Origin of the sequence: Phocaeicola vulgatus ATCC 8482, from assembly GCF_000012825.1 — a bacterium.
GTDB lineage: Bacteria > Bacteroidota > Bacteroidia > Bacteroidales > Bacteroidaceae > Phocaeicola > Phocaeicola vulgatus.
In genome coordinates, this window is sequence record NC_009614.1 from 4,201,082 (window position 1) to 4,217,736 (window position 16,655).

The 16,655-nt window shown below is 46.7% G+C and carries 16 protein-coding genes; 14 read left to right on the top strand and 2 right to left on the bottom strand.

Annotation, left to right across the window (positions count from 1 at the left end; translation table 11 throughout):
- Window positions 1-16 precede the first annotated feature (16 nt).
- Entirely contained in the window at window positions 17-1,516 is a 1,500-nt protein-coding gene (locus BVU_RS16885) for a tyrosine-type recombinase/integrase (RefSeq protein ID WP_012055640.1), read from the top strand.
- 237 nt (window positions 1,517-1,753) lie between these two features.
- The gene (locus BVU_RS22410; protein ID WP_012055641.1) at window positions 1,754-1,960 is read left to right on the top strand and encodes a hypothetical protein; all 207 of its coding nucleotides are present in this window, start codon (window positions 1,754-1,756) and stop codon (window positions 1,958-1,960) included.
- Between the two features lie 269 nt (window positions 1,961-2,229).
- Here BVU_RS22410 and BVU_RS21080 read toward each other — a convergent pair whose 3' ends face one another.
- Together BVU_RS21080 and BVU_RS16900 are read right to left on the bottom strand one after the other, a co-directional pair.
- On the bottom strand, window positions 2,230-3,168 hold the full coding sequence (locus BVU_RS21080; protein ID WP_143707634.1) for a hypothetical protein: 939 nt from the start codon (window positions 3,166-3,168) through the stop codon (window positions 2,230-2,232).
- Window positions 3,169-3,354: 186 nt separating this feature from the next.
- Window positions 3,355-4,215, bottom strand: coding sequence for an ADP-ribosylglycohydrolase family protein (locus BVU_RS16900; RefSeq protein ID WP_012055643.1), 861 nt, complete (start codon window positions 4,213-4,215; stop codon window positions 3,355-3,357).
- 757 nt (window positions 4,216-4,972) lie between these two features.
- Between BVU_RS16900 and BVU_RS16905 the strand changes: the two genes are divergently transcribed.
- The 12 genes from BVU_RS16905 to BVU_RS16960 all read left to right on the top strand — a co-directional run bounded on the left by BVU_RS16905 (window position 4,973) and on the right by BVU_RS16960 (window position 16,643).
- On the top strand, window positions 4,973-5,368 hold the full coding sequence (locus BVU_RS16905; protein ID WP_012055645.1) for a hypothetical protein: 396 nt from the start codon (window positions 4,973-4,975) through the stop codon (window positions 5,366-5,368).
- Window positions 5,369-5,421: 53 nt separating this feature from the next.
- On the top strand, window positions 5,422-7,017 hold the full coding sequence (locus BVU_RS16910; RefSeq protein WP_012055646.1) for a relaxase/mobilization nuclease domain-containing protein: 1,596 nt from the start codon (window positions 5,422-5,424) through the stop codon (window positions 7,015-7,017).
- A 209-nt stretch (window positions 7,018-7,226) separates the two neighbouring features.
- Entirely contained in the window at window positions 7,227-8,075 is an 849-nt protein-coding gene (locus tag BVU_RS16915) for a ParA family protein (protein WP_012055647.1), read from the top strand.
- Window positions 8,076-8,095: 20 nt separating this feature from the next.
- Window positions 8,096-8,539, top strand: a complete 444-nt coding sequence (locus tag BVU_RS16920; protein ID WP_041174477.1) for a hypothetical protein — start codon at window positions 8,096-8,098, stop codon at window positions 8,537-8,539.
- Complete coding sequence (locus BVU_RS16925; protein WP_012055648.1) at window positions 8,526-9,116, top strand: hypothetical protein; 591 nt, start codon at window positions 8,526-8,528, stop codon at window positions 9,114-9,116. The genes BVU_RS16920 and BVU_RS16925 overlap by 14 nt, the downstream gene beginning before the upstream one ends.
- An 8-nt stretch (window positions 9,117-9,124) precedes the next feature.
- Window positions 9,125-9,814 (top strand): hypothetical protein, encoded by a 690-nt coding sequence (locus tag BVU_RS16930; protein ID WP_012055649.1) that lies wholly within the window; start codon window positions 9,125-9,127, stop codon window positions 9,812-9,814.
- Between the two features lie 214 nt (window positions 9,815-10,028).
- Entirely contained in the window at window positions 10,029-10,340 is a 312-nt protein-coding gene (locus tag BVU_RS16935) for a DUF4134 domain-containing protein (protein ID WP_049764446.1), read from the top strand.
- Between the two features lie 29 nt (window positions 10,341-10,369).
- Entirely contained in the window at window positions 10,370-10,660 is a 291-nt protein-coding gene (locus tag BVU_RS16940; protein WP_012055651.1) for a hypothetical protein, read from the top strand.
- Window positions 10,661-10,676: 16 nt separating this feature from the next.
- The gene (locus BVU_RS16945) at window positions 10,677-12,977 is read left to right on the top strand and encodes a hypothetical protein (protein WP_012055652.1); all 2,301 of its coding nucleotides are present in this window, start codon (window positions 10,677-10,679) and stop codon (window positions 12,975-12,977) included.
- Between the two features lie 623 nt (window positions 12,978-13,600).
- A complete protein-coding gene (gene ltrA, locus BVU_RS16950; RefSeq protein WP_012055653.1) occupies window positions 13,601-15,256 on the top strand; it encodes a group II intron reverse transcriptase/maturase in 1,656 nt (551 codons plus the stop codon).
- Between the two features lie 2 nt (window positions 15,257-15,258).
- On the top strand, window positions 15,259-15,918 hold the full coding sequence (locus BVU_RS16955; protein ID WP_012055654.1) for a conjugal transfer protein: 660 nt from the start codon (window positions 15,259-15,261) through the stop codon (window positions 15,916-15,918).
- Window positions 15,906-16,643 (top strand): hypothetical protein, encoded by a 738-nt coding sequence (locus tag BVU_RS16960; RefSeq protein WP_012055655.1) that lies wholly within the window; start codon window positions 15,906-15,908, stop codon window positions 16,641-16,643. The genes BVU_RS16955 and BVU_RS16960 overlap by 13 nt, the downstream gene beginning before the upstream one ends.
- The last annotated feature ends 12 nt before the right edge of the window (window positions 16,644-16,655 follow it).

Genomic DNA, 16,655 nt, shown 5'->3' on the forward strand with positions numbered 1-16,655 from the left:
GTAAAATTAAAGGCTTATGACAACTACATTAAAAGCAATCGTAAGGAAGCCGAGAACAGACGGCCTTTATGCAGTGTACATTCGCATCGTACACAACAGAAAACCGGGTTACATCAAGACCAACAAGATTGTTGATGCGGATCATATCTCTAAAGATAATGAACCGACCGACCCTGTCGTTAATGAGTATTGCTCAATGCTCGTTCGACAATACACAGACCGACTGAACAGAGCCAACACTACCCTTTGGTCTGTCAGTGAAATTATAGAGTATCTTCTTAAAACGGATGAAGAAGTTTGCTTCAGTGATTATTCGCGTATGTTTATCCGGCAAATGCGACTTGACGGACATGAGCGGAATGCCAAGAACTATCAGCTTGCAGTGGCACATCTGGAACGCTATATGGGAACTACACGAGTTATGTTTGGGCATTTGACTGCTGCCGTCCTCAAAAAATGGATAGAATCATTGTCTAAGACACATCGTGCGAAGGAAATGTACCCTACCAATGTCCGAATGATTTTCCGTTCGGCGATAGCAGATATGAATGATGATGAGAAGGGCATACAACGTATCAAGTTCGATCCGTGGGTGAAGGTACAAATTCCCAAGTCTGAGCCAAGTGAAAAACTGGCCATCAGTGCTGAAGAATGCCGGGAGTTCTTCAATCGGCCTTTGCCTAGAACCAAGATGCTTTCTTCCCTCCCGGAACTGGGCAGAGATGTTGCACTTCTTTCTCTGTGTTTAGGCGGAATCAATACCGTGGACTTGTACAATTTGAAGAAGTCGGATTATCATGACGGAATCATTGGCTACAAGCGTGCTAAGACCAAACACAGCCGCAAGGATGAAGCATATATAGAAATGCGCGTGGAACCGTTTATTCAAGACACGTTCAACAAGTATCTGTCAGAAGAAGAGGATGAATTTCTTTTCACCTTCCACCAGCGCTATGGCAATACCGACAGCTTCAATGCCAATGTCAACATCGGCATCCGTAAAATTTGTATGGATATGGGTATGACAAATAAGGAAGATTTCTATTGCTTTTATACCTTCCGTCACACTTGGGCTACCATTGCGCAGAACGACTGCAATGCCAATCTTTATGAAGTGGCATTTGGTATGAACCATAGTCATGGCTTCAAGGTAACCCGTGGATATGTAAAAGTAGATTTTACACCGGCATGGGCATTGAATGCCCGCATCATTGACTTCATCTTCTTTAGTAACAAGCCTAGTAAGCAGGGACTTGCCAAAGATTTGGATGAATCAGGAGATAAGATGTTTCGCATTTCTGCAAAGATGATGATTTACGCCCGTGCCTATTTCAAAGGTGAGGTTATCGCTGAATTTACAGACATCGGCTTCAACAATGTTGATGAAGTACTAAGCAGGATCGTGAAAATGTTCCCCAAAGACATACCAGTTGGATGTACTGTTCAGATTCGTCTAACGAATTGTGACAATCACAAAGAAGTGGTTTATGAACGCAGCAAAGGTAAGGGCTTCTAAGCACTCTATACCTTATATATAGCGAACAATCCGTATCAATCGTTTGGACTGATGCGGATTGTCGTTTTCGGTAGGTTCCCTACCATATCACTTGGTGTTCGCTTAAAAGTAGTACTTAACCAGAGGGAACAGTTTAGCCACTTCCCCATGCAGCGTACTACCTTCTTGGTCAGAAGGCACTTCTTTCCCTCTTTTGTCCTTCAGAACTTTGGCGGCACATTTGTCCTTATTATCCCTATGAGTAAAACCATGATAAACACCAGCAGCTTCCAGGCAAGAGAGAACATGATTTTACCTAGCCACCAGGCAAGCTGGATGGCTTTTATGATAACGACTAATCCCACCTTCAAGAGAATAGCGAATATTATCGCGACCGGTATCAAATATATGAAGAATAGTACCAATACCATAGCTGTCTATTTTTTAGTAAGTGATAGCTTCTGAGGGCTGTTTTCTATACTCAAATATACTAAAAATCAATGAGATATAAAAATAATACGACTTCTTTTTCCTGGTTGTTAGCACTATTTAATCATTGATTTACAGGTCTTTTATTCTAAGGATTTGAAGGGTCAATCGTTCATAAGATAAGTAATTGTTTTCCCATTGTTGGACCACGTTATTTAGTTCGTTTGTGAGAGAATCAACTAAAAAAACTCTCCTTGCTCTTGTGGAGAATTCCACTTGACCAAGGAGAGTTACTTATTCATTAGTTATAATTCAACACGTAGCTTTTCTATTTCTTCTATGATTGCCTTTGCAATTTGTTCTTCGTTATCATTGGATAGGTTAAAATCTGAGAAGTCTTTGATTCCTAACCAGACTTTCAATTTATCTCTTTCTGTTTGATAGCCATATAGAGAAAGTACGTCTCGTAGTTGTATTTCGTCAGGAAAATCAATTTTTAGGTAATTGCGGTTTTTTCCTAAATGCCGAATACCGATGAATCCTGAATTTGCTGTTGATACTGTTAGTTCAATTTGCTCATTAAGCTTGTATCGGTGATTCTTTTCGTCATGAATAGGATATCGAAGTTCAGATAGCTTATTACACACAAGCTCGGCAACCTTATACTTATCAGAATATTTCTCTTTTCCCGATAAGTCGTAACCCTCAATCTTGGGTTCTAATGTATTTTGAATGAATTGCAGACGCGCTTTCAATCCATGCTTTCTATTTCTGGTATGTCTCATCAAATACAACGGGTGGTAAAACCTGTTTTCTAGAAAATCTTTATAGTAACACATCATACCTTGAGCTAAGGCTTCTTCAAAGAATCTTTGTGCAGTAATCTGATATGTTTCATGCTTGCTCAGGTTGGAAAAACCCAAGTATATGGGTGGTATCAAATGTGCTACATCATAGTCTGTCAAGTCCTTTGAACCGAACTGAGCCGTTTTTTGAAGGGCGCATTCCAAGTTTGCCTCCCTGATGTAAAACAGGTTGAAGATTTGTATGATTCCATTCAGCTCAATGTGTTTATTCATAGAATAGTATTCATGAAATAAATCCCTGATGCAATACATAGTTTGATCTGGCTTAAATTCATACCATATTTCTTCGGCAGTGTGTTCGTCAAAAATGCGAAGAGCCTGTAGAACTTCTGTATCTGTAACAGGACAGGAAACTGATGCACTTCCTGGGTTCTTCATAACGACAGTGCCTATAATGTTCCATGAATCTCCGAATTGTAGAAGGGTTCTCCAACGAAAGCCCTCTTTTTCTGTTATCTTAGTGTAATGGGTATATACTCTCATGTCAGTCATTTTTATATATGTTCCATAGGTCTTTTGCCCAATTGTGCATTTCATGCCGCAATGTGGCTGGTTGCATGACTTCTACCATGTTTCCAAATTTAAGCAATTCCATTCTGTTTTACGCAGTCCACTGCCGTATTTCGCTTCAAACTCAGTAACCAGTTTCCGGAAGTTCTCGGGCAGATAGGTCATCGCTTTCTCATACATCTCTTCGGGTACCCCATAAAGAGCTTCAGCAATGGAACCGGTGATGCAGCCGATGGTGTCGGAATCTCCACCGATGCTGATAGCATTACGGATGGCATCCTCAAAGTCTGTAGCTTGCAGCGCACATTGGATGGCTTGAGGGACACTGTCCTGACAGATGCCGCCATTGCCTTCCCCGTCAACTCCGTTCCAGGAATAACGCTTTTGCAGTTCGGCAATGGTGAGCGGAAAACGATAGCCGAAGTCCTGCTCCATACATAGCTGAATCTCATCCGTCGATGCACCCTTACGGGCCAGGAAGATACATATGGCTGTAGCCTGTGCCCCCTTGATGCCCTCCGGATGGTTGTGTGTCCCTTCTGCCGAAACCTTGGCGGCATTCATGATGTCGTTTTTCGTATCGAAAGCCCAACCCACCGGGCCGACACGCATGGCTGATCCGTTGCCGCAGCTGTTGTATGCCGGAGCATATCCGGTTCTTGTCTTCTGGATGACCCAATTCTGGAAACTGTTTCCATATCCACCCATCGGCGTGGGATAAGCTTCCGCATACCGGACATAGTAATCCGCCACCTGTGCAAGGCGCCCAGCCAGGATGGCATCCGCTGTAGCCAACGTCAGGATGCTATCATCTGTGTATTCCACGTAGCGACCGAAGAACTCAAAGTCCTTGGTTCGTATGTTACTGAACTCGTAGATACTGCCTACGATGTCCCCAATGATACTTCCAATCATACTCTTCCTGTTTTAGTGATTCTACTTACTCAAAGCTGTTGCCACCAGTAATATCCGTAAATATACTCATTTTGTATCTCATACAGAGCCAACCGATGGACTTTGTTGCAAAGTTACCACGATACTCCCTCAAAAAGTGAGACACCCTCTATGTTTTAGGTCATAACTACCATGGTATTTGCTGTTGGCGCTTTTACATGACCGCATTTCCATACGCTTCTGCACTTCTTTTTCCCTCCCGTTTCGAGTCCGTACGCTGAAATGCTCTTTTACCCTTGCAGACAACATACTGAGAGATTAGACACATCTTCAACTTGGCAACTCTGTATTGCCGGATTGCTGAAATCTTGAAATATGAGATGGGCGAACCATGGGTTCAAGACATCAGCCAAACTTGGCAACAAGTGATTATTATACGGGCGTATGCCGTTCCAAAGAAGTTGAGAACAACGGAGAAACAAACTTGGAACACCTGATAATCAAGATAAATCTACCGAAAATTTCTCCAAAGAATGATGTTGTGAATTTTTGCGTTCCGCCGTTTTTTGTGCTTCTTTGAGGTCTCTAAAGCTACCGGGAAGGCATCGAACTGCGTTGCAGGATTTGTCAAGCAAGTTGTACCCTTGTGAGGACAAAACAGAGTTTTGTCCTCACAAGGGTCACTTGCCGATTGCTGCCGCAACGGGGCGATAAATCGCTGTTTCGCTCTGCGAAATAGGTGTCCGGAGAACCCGGCTAACAAGTAATCCAAGGAAGTATGAAACAGAAAAACAAAGTATTTCAGTTACGGCTTACCCCCGAGGAAGCCCAACTGTTGAAGGAAAAATCAGGCTCATTCCACTCTGTGAGCCATTATATCCTGTCGGCAGTGCAGGAATTTTCCAATGTGGATGTGAAGGAACGCATCGAGTTGATCCGAGAACTCGGTGAGTTTTACCGAAAGAATCAGAACGAACTGTCCTGGGCAGGCGGCAACCTGAATCAGGTGGTCAAACGAGCCAATGAACTGGCGGTAGCCGGGTTGCTTGCACCCAGCTATATCCAGGAGATAGTGCTTCCAACCATCCGCGAAACACAGGAAACGATGAACCGCATCAAACGGGAATTGGAACTGATTACATTCAAGTGTATAAAGACCAAAATGCCGAAGTAGCGTTTGTGCGGTATATGTTTTGACCGTTGAACCTAACTAATCCGACTATTCAGATGATTGCAACCATTTTACCCGGAAGTTCGAACTTCCATGCCGTAGATTACAATGAACGGAAGGTGGCGAAAGGTGTAGCCCGGTTACTGGAGATACAAAACTTCGGAGCACTCGGTGAAGTACGCAAGCCAACTCCCGAAGAGTTGACTCAGTTTCTCATGGAATATTCCTCCATGAATCCTAGAATACAGAAAGCCCAGTTCCATGTAGCCATCTCCTGCAAGGGCCACGAGATGTCGGAACAGCAGTTACTTGATTTCGCGCACCAGTATCTGCAGGAAATGGGTTATGCTGAACCCGGACAACCCTGGCTCATCTATTCTCACAACGATACAGACAATGCGCACTTGCACATTGTAACTTCAAGAATTGCGCCCGATGGACACAAGATACAGCACGACCATGAACGCAGACGCTCGCAAGCGGTCATTGACAAGATACTTGGAACCGATAGAACACAAAAGACAGAGAAAGACATCGAGGCCGCCAAGCAGTACAGCTTTTCCTCCTTTGCACAGTTCAAAGCCGTGATGGGAACCATGGGCTATGAAGTATTCCAGAAAGACGGAAACGTCTTCGTCAAGCAAGGCGGTAGAATCCAAAAGAAACTCCCCCTGACAGAGATTGAAGCTCTATACAAGAAAGGTTATCAGGACAAGGCACGGAACCGCCAGCTGAGAGCCTACCTAAAGAAATACCGGGACGTATGCGCCAACAAGGAAGAATTGCAGAAGGAAATGAAGAAGAACTTCGGTGTGGATGTGGTCTTCTTCGGCAAGAAAGACAAGCCCTACGGCTACATACTGATAGACCATGCCAACAAGACCGTCATCCATGGTGCCCGGGTTCTAGCCGTAGAAGAACTGCTCGATTTCGCCACCCCCGAACAACGCTTTGACCGGATAGAAGCATTCATAGACCAGCTGCTGACCCTCAATCCCAAAATCACTCAGGGAAAAATTTTCCAGAAACTCAAGAAACAGCGTGCCTATATAAAGAAAGGTGTCATCTACTACGATGGCCAGAGCAGACCCTTGCCGCCTTTCATGGCCAAGGCCATTGACCGCAACAACCGCATCAGCTTCATCGAGAAGTTCCGTCCGCAGAACGCAGCCGAAGTGGAAATGCTGTGCAAGGTATTCAAGGTGGACCGGCCGGACCTGGTGGACATCTCTACGGAACGTCCTCCCAAGTATGCCGATTCCGTCGGCCGTCTGCATGAAATATTCAATGATCCCGAAGTGAAGTCCCCCCGCAGCGTCATGTACCAGGAAGGCTTCATCATCCGTCAGGTCGATGATACCTACTATGCCATCAACTTCAAGGAACATATTCTCATCAACCTGAATGAAGAAGGCTTCGATGTGGAACGGGTGAAGAAAAAGTCCAGGAAGCAAAAACGAAACGGAGTTCCGTTTAAGAAATCCAAGAAGAAGACGCTCAATCCTATTAAATCCCTTCAGCGTAAATCGCATCAAGGACTGGGTAAACTCCGGAAAGAAGGTGTCGGCAGCCACAGTGCCAACCGCGAATGGGAAGTTGGAAAAAAGACAAACTACGATGACGTGGATGACGGACGCTCATTGAAGATTTAGTATTGATGTTTAATGATTTAAGTTACAACTGAAAGTCAAAAGGAGACTTTTAGTTGTAACTTTTTTGGCTAATTTTTCTCAGATTCCCTTGTTCCGAAGTCCATTTAACCCTCGGTTTCAGCAATCGAAAGCACATTGATGTTGTGCATTTAGGTTTTCCCTGTTCCAGCATTTACTTTTGCTTGCGAGTTTAATAAACGGAAAACAACATGATACAGACCCCGGTCATAGTCACCTTTGCCAACCAGAAAGGAGGAGTCGGAAAGACCACCCTTTGCGTCACCTTTGCCAACTACTTAGTGGCAAAAGGCGTCCGGGTGCTTGTCATCGACTGCGACTTCCAACACTCAATCATGAAATGCCGCAAGGCAGACATCAAGAAGTATGGAGAGGAACAACTGCCCTATGAAGTTTGGTCATACGAACCCAACAACAAGGTGGAGATGACCTCTCTGGTGGAGAAACTGCACAACGACCCCGAAATAGATGTGGTACTCATCGACTCGCCGGGCAGCCTGAAAGCCGAAGGGCTCGTACCCATCTTTGTCAATTCAGACATCATCGTGGTCCCGTTCCACTACGACCTGGTGACCATTCCTTCCACCGCCAGTTTCCTGCTGTTTCTGGACCGCCTTCGTCAGGCCGTCGGCGAACGGATGAAAGCACAGCTCTTCATCATCCCCAACCTGAACGACAACCGCGTGGGCAAGCGCTCCGAACTCATCCTATGGGACAACACCCGGGAAACCTTCTCCAACTACGGGTATGTCACCGGAAAGATACCCCGCCGTGCAGACATGGAACGGTTCAGCACCATCGCCGCACTGGATATGCAATACCGCTATGTCAGTTCGGTATTCGACAAGATCTATTTCAGCATCTTCGACAAGACCGGTCCCATCCGTGAAATGGAACTTTCCGGCATCCAGCTGACGGAGAACCTTTACCCCAAGAGCGGCAAGAAGAAATACCAGGCCGAAACAAGCACCCATATTGCGCTGGATGAAGCCGAAGACGAAGAACAGGAAAACAACAGTGAGCATCAACATAATCAGTAACCATCAATACCTATCGTGCAATGACAAAAGACATTCCCGAAATTGATGACCTTCTTAAAGGTATCAACGATTCCGATATGACCTTGACGGGCGAACCGAAGGAAAAGTCGGATTCTACCAGCAAGATCTCCCAGGAGGCACCCGTGAACGAAGAAACCGCAGATGGCGCTACAGTTGCTCTTTTCCCTTCTGTGGAGGGGAACAAGTGCTGGCAAGTGTTCATGAACTATCTGGACACTTCCGATGAACGAGGCGACAAGGACGAACGGCTGGTCTGCAAACTCGACCGTGACCTGGCCGATTCACTCGATGACTGCGACATCCATAACCGGAGCCGTTCCGACATGGTCAATGCCATCGTCCGTGCCTTCTTCGAGACCTATCTGCCGCAACTCTCCGAGTTTCGCAGAAAGAAGAAATCATTGTTTATCAACTTCAACAAGGAAGATTATGAAATGGAATAGATGGAACGACCGGATGGTGTCCCTGCTTATCGAACTTTATCCGGTAGAAACCACCGCCCATACCGCCGCCGTGCTGGAGATGAGCGTGTCAGCCGTAAAGTACAAAGCCAAGGAACTGGGACTGGGTAAGCTGGCCAAGTCCAAATGGATGGAACGTGCCGACCATATCCGCAGCCACTTCAATGAAGAGTCCTTTACGGAAATCGGAGAGAAACTGGGTGTGACCCGAGTAACCGTCAGCCGTATCGCATCCAAAATGGGACTGAAACGCTCCAAACATGAAGGATATAAGGTATCCTCCCGCGTCCGTCAGAAAATAGTGCGTCGGGAACGAAGAAGAATGGTATTCGGTCTGGATCCCATCACCCGAATCAATGTAATATCCAACCGGGCCAAGGTACGCCTACGCTATCGCCTGAAAGTGAAAGGCTATATACTCAGCGGACAGAAGAACCTGATGTACTATACCGAAAACACCTTCCGCAAACAGCGTCTGGAGAACCGGGGCATGAAATTGGGAATTCGTTTCCTGCCAGTTCCGCAAGAGGACATTATTGTAATACCCAACCTCATATAAGTACAGCTATGACCTATGGACAAATAATCTCGATCCTCTTTGTGGCCCTGCTATGCTACTATGCCTTCTTGATAGTGATGGACATCCAGCGAGCCAAGGCAGCAGAAGCGGCAGAACAGGATAACCATATAGAGGAGGATATAGACATATCGGACGAAGCTCAGTCCTTCCGACCTCACAAGGTGAGCCGTGAGGAACCGAAGAAGGAAGAAGAAAAGAACGAAGAATCTCCAAACGAGAACACTTCTGAAAGCAGTCAGCAGGACAATACTTCCACAACTGAATCGGACGCCGATACTTCACAGGAAGGGAAAGAAGAAACCGATGATGAAAATGAACAGGAGGAATCGGACACTTCCGAAGATGTGTACAATGAAATTGAATCTGGAACTGCATCTCATTCACAGGCAACTGAATCGGATAACGAACAGGAAGCAACTTCTTCCCAATCTTCTGATGATGAAACGACCGAGGACCCTGCTGAAGAAGAATCTGAAGAACCTTCTGACGAACAACCATCCGAAGAAAGTACCGATGACGACCAACCCTTCCGTTCACCGACCTACCGCGAAGCCATACTGACAGACGGCATCCTGGTGGATGACATCTTTAAAGCCATCGACCAGCTGGCCGAAACCGGTGAATGTGACCTGGGTACCATTATCTATCACTGCGAAAGCATGCGATATGCCGGGTAGATAAACCCGAAACTACTTGGACGAAAGTCCACCGTTCCTTTAGCGACCTCTGATACTTGAATGACCTCTGTTTCTTTGGCGACCTCTGTTCCTTTGGCGATGAAATCCATTATCAAAGAAAGATACAATGAAACAACTTAATCAACTCGTATGCGGAAACGAAAGCATCTTCCGCTCTATCCAGCGTTCTTCTGAAAAAGCAGTCAACCGCCTCATGGCCTGCAGTGTGGTACAGAAATGCCTCATGTTCCTCCTTGCCCTCTGGGTATCGGCAGGTGAACTGATGGCTGCCAGCAAGGGAGCCGCAGGCTTTACCAAAGCCACCCAGGAAGTGAGTTCCTACCAGACTCCGGTGTCAAACTTGATGAAAGCGATTGCAGCCGTTATAGTTTTAGTAGGAGCTTTTAACGTTTATTTCAAGATGCAAAACGGCGACCAGGATGTCAAGAAAACTATCATGCTGACTATCGGTGGCTGTATCGCATTTATCGCTCTTTCTGAGGCGCTTCCGCTCTTCTTTAAGTAATCTAATTTATCAACATATTATCCAGAATTATGACGATAAATCAGGAGGGTTATCCCGTTTTCAAAGGCTTGCAGAAACCGCTGGAGTTCATGGGCATACGCGGTCGTTTTCTGACATTGGCAGCAGCGGCCATCGGTGTGTCGTTCGTAGGCTTCATCGGCTTCTCCATCGCTTTGGGAAAGCTTGCCGGGTTCATCGCCATGCTGGTGATGGCATTGGTCGGATTGGTCACCATTTATGTCAAGCAGCGTGGCGGTCTCCACAACAAACGGCAGGCAAAGGGTATCTATGTTTACAAGAATCTGAGACGCAACTCGTAAAATAAAATGAATATTTATGGCACATACCAAGAAAAGAATATTTGACGGACTCTATGCACAGCTGGAGGAAACGGACGGCAATGTCGTCCTTTTTTCAGCCAAAGGGGAACCGTCGGTTATTTTCGAGATAACCAATCCCGTGCAGCAGCTCTGTACCGATGCGGAACAGTACATGCTCTTTCAGGATGTACTCTCCAATGTGGTACAGACGCTCGGCGAGGGCTATGCCCTGCAGAAACAGGACGTGCTCTGCAAGCAGTCCTACCACCATGAGGTGCCGGAGGATGCGGAGTTCCTGACCAAGAGCTACTTCCGTTACTTTGAGGGAAGAGAATTTACGGAGATACGTACCTACCTTATCCTCACGCAGGAGGCACAGCGTAGCCAGTTCGTGCAATACGACCCGAAGAAATGGCTGGACTTCCATTCCAAGGTCTCCAAAGTGAGCGACATCCTCAAGGAGAAGAACATCAAGTATCGCAAACTCAGTAAAGAGGAAGTCAATGAGTACTGCCACCGCTTCATGGCCTTCCAATTCCGGCATGGTCCGTTCTCGATGACCAACTTCAAGGCATCGGATGAGTATCTGAAAATCGGCGACCGGGTAGTCCGTTCCTATCCGCTGGTGGATATAGACGAGATTAACCTGCCATCCCTGGTGAAGCCCTACACACAGATGAACATCAACGGCTACGGCATCGCCACGGACTTGTTCTCCTTCTTGACAAGTGTGCCCCATGCCGATTGTGTGGTGTTCAACCAGGTGGTGCAGATACCGAACCAACGAAAATTACTGAGAAAACTCCAGGCAAAGGCCAAGCGACACGGCTCCATGCCCGACCCGAGCAACAAGATTGCGAAGGAAGACATTGAGGAAGTGCTGGATCGCCTGGCGGTGGACAGCACGCAGCTGGTATATTGCAATTTCAACATTCTGGTGAGCTGCCTGGTAGATAAGGTCACTCCGGTCACTTCCTATCTGGAAACGAAGCTGTATGAGTGCGGCATCATGCCGTCCCGTACCGCCTACAACCAGTTGGAATTGTTTACAGACAGCTTCCCCGGCAACGGCTATGCCTTCAATCCGGACTATGACCTCTTTTTGACGCTCTCCGATGTCGCTCTGTGCTTCTTCTTCAAGGAGCATCTGAAAGGTTCGGAAGATACCCCGCTGACTACTTACTATACCGATCGCCAGGGGCTGCCAGTGTGTATTGACATCACAGGGAAAGAGGGCAAGGTGAAGATGACGGACAATGCCAACTTCTTCTGCATCGGACCTTCGGGAAGCGGGAAATCATTCCACATGAACAGCGTAGTTCGTCAACTTTTAGAACAAAATACTGATGTCGTTATGGTCGATACGGGCGATTCTTATGAAGGTATCTGTGGCTACTACAAGGGAACGTATATCTCTTACTCCAAAGAGAAGCCCATCTCCATGAATCCTTTCAAGGTCACAAAGGAAGAGTATGACTTGAACTTCGGGGAAAAGAAGAACTTCCTCAAGTCGCTCATCTTTCTCATCTTCAAAGGAAATGAGTTTCCGAGCAAGATTGAGGACATGCTCATCAACCAGACCATCGTGGAATACTACGAAGCCTACTTCCATCCCTTTACCAAGTTTACCGAGAAGGAACGTGAGGGGTTGAGACAAAAGTTGTTGGTAGCTTCCAAGATGGAAGAAGATTATGACAAGTTTTCTCACAGCATGGAAGACATTGATGCCCAAATCAGGGAAGCCGAGATGGACAAGCAGGCGGAAAGCAGGGCACTCATGCTTCCGGCAGAAGCCCGGCGACTCAAGCTGCTCCGCCAGTGCCGTTCGCTCTATGCCCTTGCCCAGGATGAAGCTGCCAGCAAAGGCGAAAAGGAACGTGCCCTGCAGATTATCGAGAACTACAAGAAGGAACTCTACAACAACTCCATGCTTATCAAGATAGACAAGCAGATAGACCACATCGAGGAACAGAAACGCAGACTGAAAGTCCGGGTACTGTCCTTCAACTCCTACTACGAGTTCGCCCTGGAACGCATTCCGCAAATCGTGGCACAGGAGAAGATTCAGTTCAACATCCGCGACTTCGCTGCCATCCTGAAGCAGTTCTACCGGGGAGGTGAACTGGAGATGACCCTGAACTCCGACCTGAACGTGAACCTCTTCGATGAGCAGTTTATCGTCTTCGAGATAGACAAGATTAAAGATGACCCCGTGCTGTTTCCGATTGTGGTACTCATCATCATGGACGTGTTCCTGCAGAAAATGCGTATCAAGAAAGGACGCAAGGCACTCATCATCGAGGAAGCGTGGCTGTGACATGTAAGTCTTGTATATGATTGTTCAACTTTCATTCCACGAGTTGGAAATCGAACGATTGAACCTGTTGTTCCGTCAACAGTAGCCTATGGGAACGTGCGGTATTAAGCAATGAACCCGTGCGGTAACAGAACCAACAATGAAGCCCTTCCGAAAGGAGAAGTCTGAACCGTGAGGGGATGACAACTGCCGTTAGTATCGAACGACAGGGGAGCTAGGCTGAATGGTATGAATAACGTAATGTGAACCGTTGATAAACGTCGTAACTTCGAATGAGCCGCTAATGATACTGGGCTCTAACCCAAAAGGGATGCAGTCGGTTAACCTTCTCCATGCTAAGGTTACACGGACATAACGACTGCCGGCGGATAGACGGATTCTAACCCATTCGTTTGTCATATACAAGAAACATGGTAAACCCGTACTTCTCCTGTGTAACAGCAGGTAAGCAGACCGTAAGTGAAGCCGAATGGAGTGCGGGCAGAGGAATGCGGAGAAAGCGAATGCCGTTCTGTAATGGGACGGATAGAGGTTGAAACATCACCTCACACGAAAGTGGGCAGACTTCCGCATGGTGGATGTTTTACAAGAAACTTATAGAACTTATTAAAGGAGAAAAGCAAATGAACGAAATTAAAACATCGTGTGCATCTACTGACCGTAAATGGAGCACTTGGGAAAGCATAGACTGGAACAAGTGTGAGATAGCGGTTAATAAGCTACAAGCACGTATTGTAAAAGCTCAAAAGGCGGGCAAACACGGCAGGGTGAAATCCTTGCAGTGGGTGCTGACGCATTCGTTTTACGCTAAGGCTTTAGCCGTAAAGCGTGTTACATCAAACAGTGGCAGTGACACCGCAGGCGTTGACAAGGTGAAATGGTCAACTCCCAATACCAGATTCAAGGCTATCGGTGAACTGAAAAGAAGAGGCTACAAGCCCCAGCCGTTAAAAAGGGTCAATATCAAAAAGAGTAACGGGAAACTACGTCCTTTAGGTATCCCGACAATGAAAGATAGGGCTATGCAGGCATTATACCTGCTTGCGTTGGAACCTGTATCGGAAACAACTGCGGACAGTAATTCCTACGGTTTCCGTAAAGAGAGAAGTACCGGAGATGCAAGGGAACAATGTTTTTGTGTCCTTGCAAAGAAAGCTTCTCCCGAATGGATTATGGAGGGTGACATCCAAGGTTGTTTCGACCACATCAGCCACGAATGGCTGCTGAACAATATCCCTATGGATAAAGTGATGCTGCGGAAATGGCTCAAATGCGGTTTCGTCTTCAACAAGGAGCTATTCCCCACGGAAGAGGGCACTCCACAGGGTGGTATCATCTCACCAACTCTTGCGAATATGACACTGGACGGACTGCAAACTATGTTTGCAGAGAAGTATCACAAGAAATTTGTAACCAGGAAAACGACCTACTATCCCAAAGTACATCTTGTACGCTATGCGGATGATTTTATCATCACGGGTAGAAGCAAGGAAGCTTTGGAAGAAATCAAACCGTTAGTAGTGGACTTTCTCCAAGAAAGGGGATTAACCCTGTCGGAAGAGAAAACAAAGATTACACACATTGATGACGGATTCGATTTTCTCGGGTACAATATCCGGAAATACAAAGGAGTGCTTCTAATCAAACCGTCCAAAAAGAGCCTGAAGAAATTCATGCAGAAAATCCGAGGAATCATCGATTCCAATAAAGGAAGCAAACAGGAATCACTTATAAGGCTCTTGAATCCTGTGATAACAGGCTGGGTAAACTACTACAAGAATTGTGTGGCATCTGATACATTCAGAAAAGCTGACTACCTGATATTTGAAAAGTTATGGCAATGGGCTACAAGACGACACCCCAAGAAAGGCAAATATTGGATTGCCGACCGATACTTTACACGGGTAAAGAACCGTAACTGGTGCTTCGTGGCAAACTTCAAGAAAGGCAAGACTGATGACAGGATTGCTCTGAAAAGGCTGTATGACACAAAGATTACCCGATATGTCAAGGTAAAAGGTGAAGCAAATCCCTTTGACCCCGAATGGACAGAGTATTTTGAAAAGCGCAAGACTTACAAGATGCTACAGTCGCTCAACGGCAGAAAATCATTGCTGTACATGTGGGAAAGACAGGACCATTTATGTCCCGTATGTGGTAAACCCATAGACAAGGAACATCCTTGGGGAACTTCCCAACAAATAGTCAACGGCAAGAAAGTAAATAATCTGCTACATGACAGTTGTAGAAGAAAAGTCATTCAAACTAATAAGATGTAACTATGAGCTGGTTTCTATTAAATAGAAATTTAACACTGCTTGAGCCGTATGATTGGAAACTTTCACGTACGGTTCTGAGGGGGGAAAGGGGCAGTAATGCCTCTGACCTACCCGGCAAGGCGATTGCTTCGCCCACCATGGCTGAATACATCAAATATTTGTACAAAACGGTCAGAAAGTTCCACGGCATAGCAGGTGTCGTTACCCAGGAGCTGAACGATGTGATAGATTCGCCCATCGTGAAGGAAGCCATCATCAACAACTCCGACGTGAAGATACTGCTCGACCAGACCAAGTTCAAGGACCGCTACGAGGATATTGCCGCCATCCTGGGACTGACACCCATCCAGCGACAGCAGATTTTTACCATCAATGCCCTGAACAACCGGGAAGGACGCAGCTACTTCAAGGAGGTGTGGATATGCCGGGGACAGAACTCGGATGTGTACGGTGTGGAGGAAGCGCCGGAATGCTACTGGGCCTACACCACCGAACGCACGGAGAAGGAAGCCCTCAAACTCTATCTGGCCCACTACGGAACCATGCAGGAAGCCATCACGCACATAGAGGCAGACCGCAAACGGGATGGCGGGCATAAGTATCTGGAATTTGCCAGAAAAGTCAATCAACATCAAAAAGTCATGTCATTATGGTCAAGTTAAGATTCCTGTTGATGGCGGTGCTGATGCTTGCCGCTTCAACGCAAATGTATGCCGGATGGCGGGTCGTGGTCGACAAGAACTGCATCAAAATCGTATCGTCCAACCTTGCCGCCCAGAAACTCATCGAGAAACAGCACAATGCCCGGCTGGACACCATCGCCGCCAAGCAGCAGAAGGTGGAACTCTATTCGGTCAGCATGGCCACGATGAAGGAACTCTACAAGTTGTCGATGCAGAACATCTCCGGCTTCGGCACGGAGAGCCTGTACTACAAGGAAATCGGCAGCTGTGCCCTCGACATCATCCGGAACGTACCGGAACTGATTAAAACGGTCAGCAAGGCCAAGTTCACCAACCAGCTCTACTGCCTGACGGAACTCGGAGGGCTGGTGATGGAAACTCAGCAGCTGGTAGGCAATTTCGTGAACATCGTGAACAATGCGAAGATACCCAATCCGCTCAAGGGAGAAGGCACAGCCGAGAGGAAGAGCGATGGCTACAACATACTCGATCGTTACGAACGGATGTCGCTGGCCAACTCCATCTACACCAATCTGAATGAGATCCGCTACAAGGTGGACGGCATGATGCTCATGGCACAGTATGCCACGCTGAATGACCTCTGCTTTGCCATCAACCCCGAAGGATGGGCCAACGTGATGACCATGCGCAACCAGGTGGACGGACTCGTATCGGACTGGAACGGACTGGTGGCAACTAATTGAATTATCTTGTAA